General features: G+C 67.9%; 11 protein-coding genes. 4 read left to right on the top strand and 7 right to left on the bottom strand.

Going from position 1 to position 16,316, the window contains the following annotated elements; translation table 11 throughout:
* Nucleotides 1-153 precede the first annotated feature (153 nt).
* From AC2S9W_RS04870 to AC2S9W_RS04855, 4 genes are all read right to left on the bottom strand, one after another.
* Complete coding sequence (locus AC2S9W_RS04870; RefSeq protein ID WP_067106816.1) at nucleotides 154-1,101, bottom strand: LysR family transcriptional regulator; 948 nt, start codon at nucleotides 1,099-1,101, stop codon at nucleotides 154-156.
* Between the two features lie 2 nt (nucleotides 1,102-1,103).
* A complete protein-coding gene (locus AC2S9W_RS04865) occupies nucleotides 1,104-2,936 on the bottom strand; it encodes a CocE/NonD family hydrolase (protein ID WP_199775035.1) in 1,833 nt (610 codons plus the stop codon).
* The gene (locus AC2S9W_RS04860) at nucleotides 2,933-4,471 is read right to left on the bottom strand and encodes an AbgT family transporter (RefSeq protein ID WP_486571695.1); all 1,539 of its coding nucleotides are present in this window, start codon (nucleotides 4,469-4,471) and stop codon (nucleotides 2,933-2,935) included. The genes AC2S9W_RS04865 and AC2S9W_RS04860 overlap by 4 nt, the downstream gene beginning before the upstream one ends.
* Nucleotides 4,472-4,533: 62 nt before the next feature.
* Complete coding sequence (locus tag AC2S9W_RS04855; RefSeq protein ID WP_076073481.1) at nucleotides 4,534-7,425, bottom strand: TonB-dependent receptor; 2,892 nt, start codon at nucleotides 7,423-7,425, stop codon at nucleotides 4,534-4,536.
* A gap of 155 nt (nucleotides 7,426-7,580) precedes the next feature.
* Here AC2S9W_RS04855 and AC2S9W_RS04850 point away from each other — a divergent pair, with 155 nt between their 5' ends.
* Entirely contained in the window at nucleotides 7,581-8,726 is a 1,146-nt protein-coding gene (locus AC2S9W_RS04850; RefSeq protein WP_158682365.1) for a CapA family protein, read from the top strand.
* Nucleotides 8,727-8,738: 12 nt separating this feature from the next.
* Here the strand turns inward: AC2S9W_RS04850 and AC2S9W_RS04845 are convergent, their stop codons facing one another.
* Nucleotides 8,739-9,653 (bottom strand): hydroxymethylglutaryl-CoA lyase, encoded by a 915-nt coding sequence (locus AC2S9W_RS04845; protein ID WP_076077438.1) that lies wholly within the window; start codon nucleotides 9,651-9,653, stop codon nucleotides 8,739-8,741.
* A gap of 138 nt (nucleotides 9,654-9,791) precedes the next feature.
* Between AC2S9W_RS04845 and AC2S9W_RS04840 the strand changes: the two genes are divergently transcribed.
* On the top strand, nucleotides 9,792-10,958 hold the full coding sequence (locus AC2S9W_RS04840; RefSeq protein WP_486571694.1) for a CaiB/BaiF CoA transferase family protein: 1,167 nt from the start codon (nucleotides 9,792-9,794) through the stop codon (nucleotides 10,956-10,958).
* 186 nt (nucleotides 10,959-11,144) lie between these two features.
* Here the strand turns inward: AC2S9W_RS04840 and AC2S9W_RS04835 are convergent, their stop codons facing one another.
* The gene (locus AC2S9W_RS04835; RefSeq protein WP_212598171.1) at nucleotides 11,145-11,648 is read right to left on the bottom strand and encodes a DUF3237 domain-containing protein; all 504 of its coding nucleotides are present in this window, start codon (nucleotides 11,646-11,648) and stop codon (nucleotides 11,145-11,147) included.
* A 119-nt stretch (nucleotides 11,649-11,767) separates the two neighbouring features.
* On the opposite strand from AC2S9W_RS04835, the gene AC2S9W_RS04830 reads away from it, so the two are divergent.
* A complete protein-coding gene (locus tag AC2S9W_RS04830) occupies nucleotides 11,768-13,963 on the top strand; it encodes a TonB-dependent receptor (RefSeq protein WP_067106797.1) in 2,196 nt (731 codons plus the stop codon).
* 152 nt (nucleotides 13,964-14,115) lie between these two features.
* Here AC2S9W_RS04830 and AC2S9W_RS04825 read toward each other — a convergent pair whose 3' ends face one another.
* A complete protein-coding gene (locus AC2S9W_RS04825) occupies nucleotides 14,116-14,886 on the bottom strand; it encodes an SDR family NAD(P)-dependent oxidoreductase (RefSeq protein ID WP_486571693.1) in 771 nt (256 codons plus the stop codon).
* Nucleotides 14,887-14,992: 106 nt separating this feature from the next.
* Between AC2S9W_RS04825 and AC2S9W_RS04820 the strand changes: the two genes are divergently transcribed.
* A complete protein-coding gene (locus tag AC2S9W_RS04820; protein ID WP_076073476.1) occupies nucleotides 14,993-16,312 on the top strand; it encodes a spinster family MFS transporter in 1,320 nt (439 codons plus the stop codon).
* The last annotated feature ends 4 nt before the right edge of the window (nucleotides 16,313-16,316 follow it).

Here is a 16,316-nt window from a genome sequence, read left to right as displayed (position 1 = left end):
CGGCCACCTCGCCCGCCCTCGTAAGGTCCATTGCACCCGTCCCACTGACATCTGCTCGTCGGTCCATGTCAGTTCGGCGTCAGTTTCAGAAATCCTGGGCCTCAGTAACCTGGCCGCCCAGGTCCGTAGCCGTGGCCCGTCGGTGATCCGCGTTCAGCCCGCGGGCTGCGACGCGCGGGCGTCGAAATAGCGGCGGACCTCTTTCCGGAACTCCTCGGTCAGGCGCGACGGGCGCGATACGTTCGAGACGGCGAAGGCATATTCGTGCGTGATCGGCGGATCGAACGGACGCGTTACCAGCGCCGGGTCCAGATAGGGCTTCACGAGCAGTGCGTTCAGGATCGCCATGCCGTTGCCGCGCGCCGCGAGCGCGCACGCCGATCCGTGGGTGTGCGTTTCGATGGCGACCACCGGGCGCAGGCCGAAAGCCGCGAAGGCGGCATCGACCTGCGTGCGCCAATAGCGGCCGGCGCCGAGCAGGATCAGCGGATGCTGGCCGATGTCGGCGGGCGTGACGGCGGCGAGCGCCGCCAGCGGATGATCGCGGCGCATCACGCACACCGAACCGTTCGCCACGATCCGCTCGACCGCCAGGTCGCTCTCGTCGATCGGCAGCTTCACGAAGCCACAGTCGACGTAGCGCATCGCGATCATCGTCCGCGCGGTTTCGACGCTGCGCGAATCGATGTTGAATTCGACCCCCGGAAAGCGCTCGCGAAAGCGGGAGACGATGTCGGGCAGCACCCCTTCGGCAAAGCTCGGCGGCGCGACGATGCGAACGGTTCCGGCCGAATAGCCCGCGATGTCGCGCACCAGGCTGTTGAAGCGGTCGAGGCTGGCGAGCGTCAGTTCGACCTCCTGCAGCAGCTTGACGCCGTCGGCGGTGGGAACCAGCTTGCCGCGGTCGCGATAGAAGAGGTCGAAGCCCACCTGCGCCTCAAGCTGCGCGATCAGGCGGCTGACCGCGGGCTGCGACAGCGAAAGCCGCTTGCCGGCGGCGGTCGCCGAACCGGTTCGCATGATCTCGGCAAAGACGCGCAGCGCGCGGAAGCTGACATCCTTGTCGGGCTCGACCCCCGCGGGTGCCAGCGGCTTGCGCACCCTCAGCCCGCCCTTGCAGGGACGACGGGCAGCAGGAGGCGCGATCCCGCGCGCGGCCCCAGATGCACGCTGTTTTCGGCCGCGACCGGCGACAGGCCGGGCACGCGCCAGTCGACATTGGGGTTGATGTCGAAATGCGGGAAATTGCTGCCCGCGATCTCGACGCGGATGCGATGCCCCTTCGCGAACAGGTTACTCATCGGGAAAGAGGCGATCCGCACGCGATAGACCTTTCCGGGCTCCATCGGTTCGGGCGCCTCGAACGAATCCCGGAACCGCATCCGCAAGATGCCGTGCGCGATATTGAGCGCATAGCCGTCCGGATAGTCGGCGCTCGACGGATAAACATCAACGATTTTGATCGTAATGTCGGTGTCGGCGGCGGTCGAGCTCACGAACAGATCGGCGACCGCCTGTCCCGTCAGTTCGACGTCGGTATCGAGCGCCGGGGTTTCGAAGACGAGCAGATCGGACCGCTCGGCGAGCGGCCGCCATGGTTCGCGGGCGCCGAAGAAGGCCGGACCCTCGCGCTGATCGTAGCCGCCCGCCTCCATCACCGGCGCGCCCGACGCGATGGCGCCGCCGATCGTCGGCACTGGATGACGCGGATTGTGGACGAAGCTGCGGCGGCCCGGCTCGGCCGGAGGCTGTGCGCGGAGGCCGCCGTCGGGATGCAGGTGGAAGGGCGTCATCGCCATGTCGGGCGGCGGCCATGCCGGCGCGGTGCGCCAGCGCCCGCCGTGGTCGAGCCGCCCGCTCGGCAGCCGCCGCCCCGACCCGCCGCCCATGGTGAACAGATAGACGGGTTCGGGCAGCGGATCGGCGCCCTCCCGTTTCAGGTGGCGGTCGAACCAGCGCCGGCGCAGCGCGACATAGTCGCCGAACAGATGATCGAGCGTCGATTGCGGGCCGAAATCGGCATCGCCGGACCAGGTGAGCGAGCGCTTGCCGTGGGTCCACGGCCCCATGATCAGCTTCACCAGGCCGCGCTTGCGCTGCGACAGCCCGACGAAATTCTCGACCGCGGTCAGCGCGTAGGGATCGTACCAGCTCGACATGTGCACCATCGGCACGTCGGCGAAGGCGTCGTACCAGCCGCGGGCATAGATGCCGCGCTGTTTCCAGAAGTCGGAGAACCCCTCCTCATTCCATTGTTCGAGAATGAAATCCTCATATTCGGGGGCGGCGCTGATCGGCGAATGGCCGGGCCGCCATTTCTCGACCCCGATCCACCGGCGGATGTCGACGGCCTCGAGCGCCGCGCGGCGCGCGGGATCGGCCATCGTCTCGGGCGCGAGCTGCGCGTGTTTCAGCGCCCAGGTGAGCTGCTTGAGCTCATAGGCGCCGCCCTGACGGATGCCGCTGTGATAGGCGCTCGAAAAGCCGCCCGAATCGAGGAACATCGCGGCGAGACCGGGCGGGTCGAGCGTCGCAAGCGCCGCCTGGACATGCGCGCTGTAGGACAGGCCGAGCGTGCCGATCCGGCCGTTGCACCACGGTTGGCGCATGATCCAGGCGAGCGTGTCGGCGCCGTCCTCCGCCTCCGACAGATATTTGCGGAACATGCCTTCGGAGGCATAGCGGCCGCGGCAGTCCTGAAGCACGAAGGCATAGCCGTTCGCCGCGAAGATCCGCGCGATCTCCGGCTTCGAAAGCGGCACTTCGTCGGCGACGGAGAAGTCGGCATGGTTGGTGCCGCGCTTGTCATAGGGGGTGCGTTCGAGCAGCACCGGCAGCGGGGCGTCGATCGCGCCATCGGGAAGATAGACGTCGGTGGCGAGACGGACGCCGTCGCGCATCGGCACCATGACGTTCGGGATGAGGACGCCGGTCACGGAAGCGGCATCGCATAAGTGGCCGGAGCGCCCGGCCCGACCGGCAGTTCGAGGCCGGTCCACAGGCCGACGAGACACAGTCCTGTCAGCCCGATGGCGATCGAGAAGGGCAGCATCAGCGCGATCAGCGACCCGACGCCGAAATCGGCGCGCCAGCGCTGGGCGAGGACCAGCACCAGCACGAAGTTCGACGCGACGGGGGTGACGATGTTGAAGATCGAATCGCCCATCCGATAGGCCGCGGTCGTCATCTCGGGCGAGACGCCGAGCAGCATCAGCATCGGCACGACGATCGGTGCCATCGCGCTCCACTTCGCCGACGCCGACCCGATGACGAGGTCGAACACCGACGACATCAGCAGCAGCAGGATCAGCATCACAGGCGTCGCGAGCTGCTGCGCGCGCAGCCAGTCGGCGCCGTTGATCGCCATCACCGGGCCGAGGTTCGACCAGGCGAACATCGCGATGAAATGGGCGGCGAAGAAGGCGATGACGAGGAACGGGGTCATCGTCGCCAGCCCGCCGGTCATCATCTTCACGACGTCGCGGTGCGAGCGGACCGTGCCGACCGCGGCGCCATAAATCCAGCCGCAGACGAGAAAGAGCAGCATGAAGCCCGCGACGAGCGAGGAATAGAAGGGTTCGAGGCGCGCCGGCCCCGTCGCGCCCGCATCGATCAGTGGGCTATAGCCAGGCCACAGCGCCAGCGCCGCGAAGGCAAGGGCGATGACGAGCGCCGCGATCCCGGCGCGGCGCAGGCCCTTTCGCTGGCTCGCTGGGTCGGCCGCATCCTCCATGTCGCCTTCGGGCGGCGGATCGGTCCAGACGCCGAGCCGCGGTTCGACGATGCGGTCGTTCACCAGCCAGGTGATCGGGATCAGGATCAGGCCGAGCGCCGCGGTGAAATACCAGTTGCCGAGCGGATTGAGCATCGGGGCCGGGCCCAGCAGCGCCGCCGCCGATTTGGTGATCCCCAGCATCAGCACGTCGAATTGTCCCGGCAGCAGATTGGCGGCGAAGGCGCCCGAAATGCCGGCATAGGCGATCGCGATGCCCGCGAACGGATGCCGCCCCGCCGCCGCGAAGATGATCGCCGCGAGCGGGATCAGCACGACATAGGCGGCGTCGGCCGCCTGATGCGACAGCAGGCCGATCAGGAAGATGGCGGGGCTGAGGAAGCGGTTCGACACGCCCCGCATCGCGCGCGTCATCAGCGCGGTGAACAGCCCCGACCGCTCGGCGACCGCCGCGCCGAGCATGACGACCAGGATCAGCCCCAGCGGCGGGAAATCCGCCATCGTCTCGGGCATCAGGGTCAGCAGCTTGCGGACATTTTCGGCCGACAGCAGGCTGCTGGCGGTCAGGGTCGCGCCCGTGACCGGGTGGACCGCACTCCAGCCCAGCTGTGCCGCCGCGACCGACACCGCGACGAGCAGCGCCATCAGGCCGAGGAAGATGAAGACCGGGTCGGGAAGGGCATTGCCCCAGCGCTCGACCCGGTCGAGCCATTTCTGCGTCTTGCTGTTCGCTGGCATCGCCGACCCGCCCCGCAATCCCGTTCCGGTGGCCGCGCCGGGGTTCCGGCGCGGCCGTCCGATCACATCTTCACCGAGAAGCTGGCGTAGAGGAAGCGGCCACGCGCGTCATAGGTATAGATGTCGTAGTTGATCGGTGCATTGGCGTAGGAAGCCGGCGGCGCCTTGTCGAACAGGTTGTTGACCCCCAGGCTGAACCGCGCCGCGTCGTCGGCGATGGCGAAGCCGATTTCGAGGTCGGTGTAGACGATCGACCGCGTCCGCGCATCCTTGACCGCGTTCACGACGTCGGTGGTCGGGCCGATGTAGCGCGCGCGCAGCGTCGCGTCGGCAGTGTCGCCGGTCCAGCCGAGCGAGGCCTGTCCCTTCCAGTGCGGATAGGTCGCGCGCGGCGAATCGCCACGCCCCGCGCGTTCGTCGACGATCGGGGCGCCGCCCGCCGGATTGGGCGCGGTCGTCTTGAACGAATGGAGCCAGGAGGCGTCGACCACCGCCGAGATGCGCCCGATGCCCGTGCTGAAATCGTAGCGCAGCGTCGCGTCGACCCCGTCGGTGGTGATCGAGTTGAGGTTCTGCGCGCCCTGCAGCAGTTCGAGGATCGCGCCGGTTCCCGCGTCGCGGCTGACGAGGTCGCAGAAGACGCCGCCGCGCACCGCGCAAAGCTGCATGATCTGGGTCGGCGTCTGCGACGCGATCGCGTCCTTGATCTTGATCTTGTAGTAATCGACCGTCAGCGACAGCCCGCGCACGCCGCGCGGTGAGATGGCGACCCCGGCGCTGAACGTATCGGCGGTTTCGGGCTTCAGGCTGGTGTTGCCGCTGATCACGCCGGGAATCAGGCCGTTGAGATTATAGTTGATCTGGTTGTAGCCCGCCGGCACGCCCGCGCAGCCGGGCAGCCCCGGATTGGCCGCCGCGCCGCCGTTGCAGGGATCGTTGCCCTGGAAGCTCGTCTGGCGCGCGCCCTGATAGAGTTCGAGGATCGACGGCGCGCGGAAGCCCTGCGAATAGGTGCCGCGGAACAATATGTCCTCGATCGGACGATAGCCGACGCCGGCCTTCAGCGTCACCTTGTTGCCGACGGTCGAATAGTCCGAATAGCGGCCGGCCAGGCTCAGTTCGAGGCTTTCGGCGAAGGGCTGGTCGCGGAAGATCGGCACGTTGAGCTCGGCATAGGCCTCGTGCAGGTCATAGCTGCCGACCGTCGCGGTGCGCGTCTGCGAGGTTGTCGTCGCATATTGCGACGCCAGGAAACGCGACGCGGCGTTGACGTAGGCGTCGGGGGCGTCGAAGCCGCGGTTCTGGCGATATTCGTAGCCGACCGCGAGCGCGACGGGCCCCGCGGGCAGGTCGAACAGGTTGCCGGTGACGTTGAAGGCGGCGTTGTAGAGTTCGGTGCGGTTATACTCGCGCGTCGTATAGCGGATATAGGCCGCCTGCGCCTCGGTCATCGGGGCGAAGAGGTTGATCGGCACGCAGCCCGCCGTCGCGGCGCAGGTCGCTGGCGAGCCGAGGCCGAGGAACAGATTATCGTAGTTGATGCCGTTTTCCGCCATCGTGTGGATGCTGTTCTTCGCATAGGAACCGAAGACGTCCCAGCGCCATTCGCCGCCGCCGATCGCGACGCTGCCGTCGACGCCGACCGACAGACGAATCGTCTCGACATCCTGCACATTGTTACGGTTGCCGACGTCGGTCATCACCTTGCGGATACGCCACGCGCTGTTGGCGCCGAAGGCGAGCGCATTGGCGGCCGGCACGCCGTTGGCGGTGCCGAAGGGATTATACGCCTGATTGTTCGGGATCGCGAAGCCGCGCACCGTTCCCGCGGTGCCGCCGACGTCGAGCAGGACGGGCGAGAAAAGCTGGTTCGACTTGCGCCGGTTGTAGACACCGTCGATCCGGATCGTGACGTCGTCGGCCAGTTCATAGTCGAAGCGGCCATAGACGCCGTAGCGTTCCGACGGCCCCGCCGAATAGATGCCCTGCGCCTGCGTGTTGTAGGCGTCGCCCGGCAGCGCGCCGACGTGAAAGGCATTGTCGGCCAGATTGCCCGCGCCGATCGCCGCGCCCGGATTGAGCACGATCGGATTGGCGGAGCTGGCGAATCCCGCCGCGGTGCCGAAATAGCCGTTGTTCGCGAGACCGGGCAGGATGAACAGGCCGTTGGGATTGTTGCCGACCGCGGTCTGCGGCACCAGCGTCCGCGTCGTCAGCTTGCGCGCGTCGGTGCGGATCGCGCGCGTCCGGGAATAGCTGCCCGACAGGATGATCGAGGCGCGGTCCCATGTCTTGCCGACCGTCAGCTTGCCCCCCAGTTCGGCGCCGTCGCCATGGCTGGTGATTCCGGCGCGGACCGACCCGCGCAACCCGTCGAACGGCTGCACCGTCTTGATGTTGACGACGCCCGCGATCGCGTCGGCGCCGTAGATCGCCGAGGCGCCGTCCTTCAATATCTCGATGCCGTCGATCATCCCCTGCGGCATGGTGTTGAGATCGACGAAGTCGCGGAAGCCGCGCTGGCCGACGCCGTCGACCCAGCGATGGCCGTCGACGAGCACGAGGACGCGATTGCCGCTGCCCTCCGCGCCGCCCAGATAGCGCAGGTTGATCGAGCTTGCGCCGTAGGAGGTGCCCTGCGTGCCGTTCGAATTGAGGCTGACCCCCGCCGACGGCAGCTTCTGGAGCAGGTCGCCGATCGACGAGGTGCCCGACTTGATGATGTCCTCCGACGTCAGCGTCAGGATCGGCCCGACCGAATCGGCATCCTTGCGCCCGATGCGCGACCCGGTGACGATGATGTCGCCGCCGCCCGATGCCGTGGCGGCTTCATCGCCCGATGCCTGCGCCTGCGCGAGCGTCGGCCAGGCCAGGGCGCCGAGGCTGATTCCAGCGGCGGCGGCCAGTTTGGCCAGATGACGGCGCCGAGCGAAGCGAGCGGATGCGATGATCATGATGTCCCCCAGGTTTGTGATTCGTGCATCGGCTTAGGAGGAAGCGCGGCGGCGAAAAATATTATGACACTCGCGGATGCAGTCATAACGAAAGTGCATGAGATTGCCCCGATCCAAACAATCTTTGTATGGCTGATATCAAAGGGGGACGAGTCATGGGGTCGACCGGTTTCGATACGCCAACGCGGCGGCGGCTGCTGAAGGCAGGTTTTCCCCTGATATTCCTGCCGGTCGTGGCGGGAGCCGGGCGTCGCCCGCTGCGCATCAGTCTGCTCGGCCAATCGCTGATCAAGACCGATCTGCGTCGGATCGGCTGGCGGGGCCTGGGCGAATTCCGGCGGATACTGGCGGGACGCGATTTGGTCTTCACCGACCTCGAAACGGTGATCGGCGGACCGCTGGCCGGCCGGTCGACGCGCCCGGCGGACAGCGAGGTGCTCCATGTCGCCGAACCGGAGGTGATCGACTGCCTGCAGGCGATCGGCGTCAATATCGTCGCGACATCGAACAACCATGCCTGGGACCTCGACACCGGCGGCATCGTGTCGACGATCGAGGCGTTGCGGGCGCGCGGGCTGGCCTTTGCCGGGACGGGCCGCGACCTGGCGCAGGCCAGCGCGCCGGGCGTCGCGGGGCGGGTCGCGCTGGTCGCGGCGGCGGCGGGCGCGATCCGCGACGGCGCCGCGGCGACCGCGACGCGGCCGGGCGTCAACGAGTTGCGGCGCGAACTAGGCGGGGCGCTGTTCGCGGCCGACGTCGAACGCTATCTCGGCGCCATCCGCTTCGCCGCGAGCGGCGGCGCGACGGTGATCGCCTATCTTCACAATCATTATTGGGAGCCGCGCAAGTCGGACACGCCGGCGTGGCAGCGCGATCTGGCGCGGCGCGCCGTCGACGCGGGCGCCGCGACCTTCGTCGCGCACGGCGTTCCCGAACTGCAAGGCATGGAATTTCATCGCGGCGTGCCGCTGTTCCACGGACTGTCGTCCTTCATATTCCAGTCCGAAAAGCCCGACGGCGCCTATGGTCCCGAGGCGTGGCAATCGGCGATCGCCGAACTCGACCTTGTCGGCGGCCGGGTCGCGGCGACGCGGCTGGTCCCGGTCCAGCTCGACGCCCACGGGCTCGTCCACGCGGGGCGGCGCGTGCGGGGCAGCCCGCGGCTGGCATCCGCCGCGTCGGCGCGGTCGATCGCCGAGCGGCTGGAGGCGCTCAGCGACCGGCTCGGCGCATCGGCACGCTTCGCGCCGCCCCAGCGGTCGCGCCGCGGCGGCTGGACCGTCAAGGTCGATCCGTCCTAGCGCGCGCCGCGCTCAGGCGGCGGGGGGCGGAAAGACAGGCGCCTTGCTGACCATCGCGGGCAGCGGCCGGCCCATCACGCCGGTGAACCAGCCCGCCGCCTCGACCGCTCCCGGCAGCGCGAGCCCGGTCGCGACGCCGCTGCGTTCGAGCATATAGGCGACATCCTCGGTCGCGACATTGCCCGCCGCGCCCGGCGCGAAGGGGCAGCCGCCGAGGCCGCCGAGCGCCGCGTCGACGCTCGCCGCGCCCTCGCCGACCGCCGCCCAGACATTGGCGAGCCCCGATCCCCGCGTATTGTGGAAATGCACGCGCACCGGCAGCGGCGCGATCGCCTCGCGCACCCGGCCCACCAGTTCGGCGACCTGCGCCGGGACGCCGACGCCGATCGTGTCGGCGAGCGCGACCTCGCGCGGCGCCGCGTCGGCGGCGCGCTTCGCCATCTCGACGACGCGCGCCGCGGCGATCTCGCCCTCGAACGGGCAGCCGAAGGCGGTCGCGATGGTGATCTGGCCGCCGCGCCCCGCCGCTTTCGCCAGCCCGACGATCTCGGCCGCCGCCGCCAGCGATTCGGCCGAACTCTGTCCCTGGTTGCGGATTCCGAACGTATCGCTCGTCACGCACACCGCGCCCAGCTCGTCGATCCGCCCGGTCGCCAGCGCGCGCTCGGCGCCGCGCCGGTTGAGCACCAACCCGATGTAGGTGACGTCGTCGCGGTCGGGGAGCAGCGCCACCAGTTCCTCGGCGTCGGCGAGCTGCGGCACCTTCTTCGGGTTGACGAAGCTCGTCACCTCGATGCGCCGCACCCCATAGGCCAGCGCGCGGCGGACGAGTTCGGCCTTGTCGGCGGTCGCGACCACCGCCGCCTCGTTCTGCAGCCCGTCGCGCGGCCCGACCTCGACCATCTCGACCTTGCGAAACCCCGTCATCGTCTGCCCTTTCCGCATTCGCCATCCCATTGGCGGTTGAAAAATACATAGCACTCTAAGTATATCGAGGCCAAGGGGGGACGACGGATCGCGTCCGGCGTCCTATCATGAAGCGACATCGATGCCGAAAGGAAGATCATGACTGCAACGGGGAAGAGCAAGGGGCCGCTCGACGGCATTCGCGTCGTCGAGATGGGACAGCTGATCGCGGGTCCCTTCTGCGGCCAGCTGCTCGGCGACATGGGGGCCGAGATCGTCAAGCTCGAACCCCCCGGGACCGGCGACCCGATGCGCCACTGGGGCCAGGGCGACAAGCCGAGCTGGTGGCGGGTGATCGCACGCAACAAATATTCGGTCGCCTGCGACCTGCGGTCGGACGAGGGGCAGCAGCTGGCGCGCGACCTGACCGCCCGCGCCGACATATTGATCGAGAATTTCAAGCCCGGCACGCTCGAGAAATGGAATCTCGACCCCGCCGACCTGCGCGCCGCCAACCCGCGGCTGATCGTCGTGCGCGTGTCGGGCTATGGCCAGACCGGCCCTTATGCGGCGCGCGCCGGCTTCGGCGGCATCGGCGAGGCGATGGGCGGGTGGCGCGCCATCGTCGGCTATCCCGACCGGCCGCCCGCGCGCATGGGCGTCTCGATCGGCGACACCCTCGCCGCGACCTACGGCTGCATGGGAGCGCTCGCTGCGCTTCACCACCGCGAACGGACGGGCGAGGGCCAGATCGTCGATTCGGCGCTCTACGAAGCCGTGCTGCAGGTGATGGAATCGACCGTGTCCGACTATTCGGTCAGCGGCACCCGGCGCCGGCGCACCGGATCGACCCTGCCGGGGATCGCGCCGTCGAACGTCTATCCGTGCCGCGACGGCGAATATCTGATCGGCGCCAACGGCGACGCCATCTTCGCGCGCCTCGCCGCGGCGATGGGGCGGCCCGAACTTGCGGCCGACCCGCGCTATGCGACCCATCTCGCGCGCGGCGCGCATCAGGAGGAACTCGACGCGCTGATCGCCGAATGGACCGCGACGCTGACCGTCGCCGAACTCGAAGCGAAGATGATCGAGTCGAGCGTCCCCGCCGGGCGCATCTACGACGCCGAAGAAATGATGGCCGACCCGCATTTCGCCGCGCGCGAGGCGCTGGTCACGGTGCCCGACGCCGAGTTCGGAACCGTCACCATGCAGGGCGTCTTTCCGAAGCTGTCGGCGACGCCGGGCGGTATCCGCCGCCCCGCCCCGGTCGCGGTCGGACAGGACACCGACGCGGTGCTCGAACGCTGGCTGGGGCGCGAGGGGTAGGACGCTGGCGCATCGTCATCGCGAATTGAGCGAGGGATAAGGCGCCCCCAAACGACCCGTCATTGCGAGCGGCGGAGCCGCGCGGCAATCCAGAGTGGACTTATGCCGCCCTGGATTGCTTCGCTCCGCTCGCAATGACGCAAGCGGGTCCATTCAAAATCCTCACGCGCCGGAACGACGGAACCGTCATCCGATCTCGTAGAAGACGTGCCGCACGCCGAAGCCGGTGACCTCGCCCACCCCGACCGCGAGGGTGCCGTTGAGCCAGCCGTAGGTCTCGCTCGCCGTCTCGAACACCGCGGCGATACGCAGATAATAGCGCGACGGATCGACCGGCGGTTTGCCGGGGTCGGCGAACAGCGCCCGGACGTCGTCGGGGATCAGGCTGCGTCCCGTATAGGTCAGGTAGATGAGGTCGCCCTCGTCCGTCTTCCACACCGCGCGCGCGTCGAAGGTGCCCACCGCCGCGTCGCCGATCCGGCCCGAGCGCGGCCAGTTGCCGCCGCCCGGCAGCACTTCGCCGGTGATTCGCGGCCCCAGGATGCGGCCGCCGGTGACATAGCCGACGCGCTGCTCGCCAAAGGGCGACGCCCCGATCGCGATGATGCCGCCGCCGACATCGAACTCCACCGTGCACAGGTGACGGCTTTCGAGTCCCGCCGGAACCGGCGCCTTATCCTGCTGCGTCATGCTGAATCCTCCTGCCAAAGCTATGGACAGTATAAAACCATTAGTATACTAAGGGTCAATCAGATTGACGGACCCCGAAGGCTATCGGGATGCCGGAACAACGAAAAGGGAGGGTGCATATGAAGTTTCTTCATCCGATTCTGCTATCCGGCGTGGCCCTGGCCGCGATGACCGCGGGCGCGGCACCGGCGATGGCGCAGGCCGCGGATGCCGCCGATACCGCCGCGACCGGCAGCGAGATCATCGTCACCGCGCAGAAGCGCGCGCAGAATCTGCAGGATGTGCCGATCTCGATGGAAGTGGTCAGCGGCGAACGCATCGCCGACTTTGCCGCCGTCGATTTCAAGGCGGTGCAGAATTACGTCCCCAACGTCTTCGTGCAGCAGACAAACGGCAACGACACCATCTATATCCGCGGCTTCGGCTCGCCGCCGCAGAATTTCTCGTTCGACCAGGCGGTCAGCGTCTATATGGACGGCGTCTATGCGGGCAAGATGCGCCAGGCGCTCAATCCCTTCTTCGACGTCGCGCGCGTCGAGGTGATGCGCGGCCCGCAGGGCGCGCTCTATGGCAAGAACACGCCGGCGGGCGCGGTCAGCGTCGTCAGCGCCGGTCCGACCTCTTCGTTCGAGGGCGGCGTCACCGGCACCTATAATTTCGACCTCGAAGGCTATGACCTGACCGGCTATGTCTCCGGCCCGGTCAGCGACACGCTGAGCCTGCGCGTCGCGACGCGGCTCCAGAATCAGGAAGGCTATATCAAGAATCTCGCCACGGGCCGCGACGACCCGCGCAACAAGCTGCAGCTGTTCCGCGTCAGCGCGCTGTGGGAACCCAGCGACAGCTTCGACATGTCGGCGAAGCTCGAAATATCGAACTACGACCGCATCGGCGGGCTCGGCGTGTCGAGTCCCGTCAACACCAGGCAGCGCCCAAAGCTCGAGCGCTACACCGAGGAATATCCGCTCGGCCGGGAAGGTTACAGCAACCGCTCGGTGCTCGGTTCGGTCATCGCCAATCTCAAGGTCGGCGACCACACGCTGACCTCGATCACCGGCTATTCGTGGTTCAACGGCGACGTCACCAACTATTTCGACCAGCAGACGCCCGCTGGTCCGGTCGTCGAAAATTCGGTCGCCAACAAATATCCCGAGAATTTCCACCAGTTCTCGCAGGAACTCCGCCTGCTGTCGCCGACCGGCGGCGCGCTCGAATATGTCGTGGGCGCCTATTACGACACCGCGCGCTACAATGTGGACCCCTTTCTCTACTACGACCTGCGTGCCTATAATCTGGTCTCGCTGAACCAGCTCTATTTCCACCAGAAATCGCGCACCCTGTCAGTGTTCGGCCAGGCGACCGTGCGCCCGGTCGAAGGCGTGCGAATCATCGGCAGCCTGCGCTACACCAACACGCACAAGGACGGGACGTTCAGCGGCAAGCTGCTCGACGGCCAGATGTTCCGGCCGCTGACCACGGCCAGCGGTTCGATCAGCGAAGGCCTGACCGATCCGTCGATCACGGTCCAGTACGACCTGTCGCGCGACCTGATGGTCTATGCGGTCTACGGTCGCGGGTCGAAGTCGGGCGGCTTCGTGTCGAACACCTTCGGCACCACCGACGCGACCTTCGTCTACAAGCCCGAACGCTCGCGCAACTGGGAGGCGGGCATCAAGTCGACGCTGTGGGACGGCCGCGCGACGCTGAACCTGTCGGTCTACGACACCAAGTTCACCAACCTCCAGACCTCAGGCTACGACCCCGATTCCTCGTCCTACATCACCAAGAACGCGGCATCGGCGACGGCGAAGGGCGTCGAGGCCTCGCTGCGCATCGCGCCGAGCCGCTATTTCGACATCACGGCGTCGGCCGCCTATCAGGACATCAAATATGATCGCTATCCGGACGCCCCCTGCCTGGCCGGCATGACGGGCCCGATCTGCGATCTCAGCGGGCGCCGCCTGCCCTATACTTCGAAGTTCACCGGCAACGTCGCGGTCCACGGCCGCGTCGACGTCAGCGACTACAAGCTCGACGGCACGGCGGTGCTCGGCGGCCGCTCGGGCTTCTTCGACTCCGACGACCAGAGCCCGCTCTATGGCTATCAGGGCGGCTATGCGAAGCTCGACCTGCGCCTGCAGTTCGCGCCGCAGGACGACAGCTGGCACATCGCGCTGGTCGGCAAGAACCTGACCGACAAGCTGACCACCGGCAGCGCCTTCCGCCTGCCGGTCCCGATCACCACCTCGGAACGTTCGATCCTGTTCGTCGAACCGCCGCGCAACATCGCGATCGAGGCCGGGGTGAAATTCTAAAACAGGGGGCAGTCCCTGGGGTGAAGGCGGCCCCCTCCGCGTCGACGGAGGGGGCCGTTTTCTATAGAGTGTTCGGTTTTGATTGGATCAAAACCGGCGCTCCGGATTGTCGTCTTGCCGTATTTTCGGAGTCGGCGGGCGGTGAAGACACTCTATGCCGCCGGCGTGTCGTGTCCCCACTGCCGCGTGACGACGCCCTGCTCGCGCCGCACCGCGACCCAGTCGCCGCCGGCAAGACCGTCGTCCTCGATCAGGTCGATCACCGCCGCGGCGATGTCTTCGGGCTGGCAGCGTTCGTTGTTGGCGAGGATCGGGGCCATCCAGTCGGCGGCGCGGTCGCCGCCGGTCGTGTGGAGGATCGGCGTGTCGGTGAGACCGGGGAGCACCCCCATGACGCGGACGTTCCAGTCGGCCTTCAGCGCCGCGCAGCAGCGCGTGAACATCATCGCCCCCGCCTTGGTCGTCGCATACATCGCATCGCGAAAGCCGGAGCCGAGCGCGACGGTCGACACGGTGTTGACGATCACGCCGCCGCCGCGCGCCCGCATCGCCCGCGCCGCGATCTGCGTCGCGACGACCAGCGAGGTCAGGTTGACGTCGACGATCCAGCCGATCCGGTCGACGGGCATTTCGGGAAAGGCGTCGGGGCCCGACACGACCCCGGCATTGTTGTGCAGGATGTCGGCATCGCCCTGCGCACCGAACCACGCCTCGACCGCCGCGAGGTCGGCAAGGTCGAGTCGATGCGAAATCGCGTGCGCGCCCAGCGCCGCGACCTGCCGCGTGCTGTCCTCCAGCCCCGCGCCGTCGATATCGACGAGCGCGATCTCCGCCGCATCGCGCCCGGCGAGCATCAGAGCGGTCGCGCGGCCGATGCCCGACGCCGCCCCGGTGACGATCGCGCGTTTTCCCTTGATGTCCATGCTATCTCTCCCGCTGCCGCGCCCGGTCGACCGTAAAGCGCGTTGACAGATAAACTTAAATACCTAAGCATTCCGGCGAAGCAAGAATCACGTTTCGGGGAGAGCCATGACGCAAGCCACCGCGCTGGAAGCAGGCGCCGCGCCGCCCGATCGCGGCCTCGGCCTTCGCCGAACCGTCGCGCTCGCGATGCTGTTCCTCGTCGGGACGATCAACTTCCTCGACCGCCAGCTCCTCTCTGTGCTCGTCGAGCCGATCCGCGCCGAGATGCAGTTCAGCGACACCCAGTTCGGGCTGCTCACCGGCCTTGCCTTCGCGCTCTTCTATGCCGCGATGGGCGTGCCGGTGGCGATGATCGCCGACCGCTGGAACCGCGTGAAGCTGGTCGGCATCGCCTGCGTGATATGGAGCGTCTTCACCGCCGCGTGCGGCATGGTGTCGAATTTCTGGCAACTCGCGGTGATGCGCTTCGGCGTCGGCACCGGAGAGGCGGGCGGGACCGCGCCGTCGCTGTCGGTGCTCGCCGACTATTATCCGCCGGCGCAGCGGCCGTTCGTGTCGGGTCTCTTCACCCTCAACGGGCCGTTCGGGGTCTTTCTCGGCACGGCCTTCGGCGCGTGGGCAGCCGCGCACATCGGCTGGCGCCAGGCCTTTTTCGCGGTCGGGCTCGTCGGGCTCGTCGTCGCCCCGCTGCTCGTCTGGCTGGTGCGCGAGCCGCCGCGCGGGCAGATGGACGCGCCGGCGCGCGTGCCGGCGGACGCCGGGACGGCCACCGACGCCAGCCCGACCTTCGCCCAATGCTTCGCCGCCTTCGTCCGCCGCCCCTCGCTGCGGATGGTGCTGGTCGGCAGCGGGCTCGCCGCCTTCGTCAGCTATGGCATGCTCAACTGGATTCCCGCCTTCCTGATGCGGACGCAGAAGATGCCGCTCGAGGCGATGGCGACCTGGTATGCGAGCGCCGCGGGACTCACCTTCGGCATCGGCATCCTCGGCGGCGGCTGGCTGGTCAGCCGCTTCGCGCGCCGCTCGACGCGGGCCTATGGCACGATCCCGGCGCTCGCGACGCTGATCCTCGTCCCGACGCTGGCGGCGGCGCTGCTGGTCGACGACTGGCGGCTGTCGCTGGCGCTGATGCTGCTGCCGATGGCGGCCTGCACCGTCTATGTGGCGCCCGCGCTGGCGCTGGTCCAGAACCTGACCCCGCCGGGTTCGCGCGCGACATCGGTGGCCCTGCTGCTGCTGATGTTCAACATCGTCGGGCTGGGGCTCGGGCCGCTGTTCGTGGGCATGGTCAGCGACGCGCTGAAGGCGGTGCATGGCGACGAGAGCCTGCGCTGGGCGCTGCTGAGCATCCTGCCCTTCGCCGCCGCGGCCGGGGTCGCGCAATATGCGATGGCCCGCCACCTCGAGGGCGATTTCGCCGAGTGACCCC

Source organism: Sphingopyxis sp. 550B (assembly GCF_057401805.1).
This window is presented reverse-complemented; position numbering and strand designations above follow the sequence as displayed.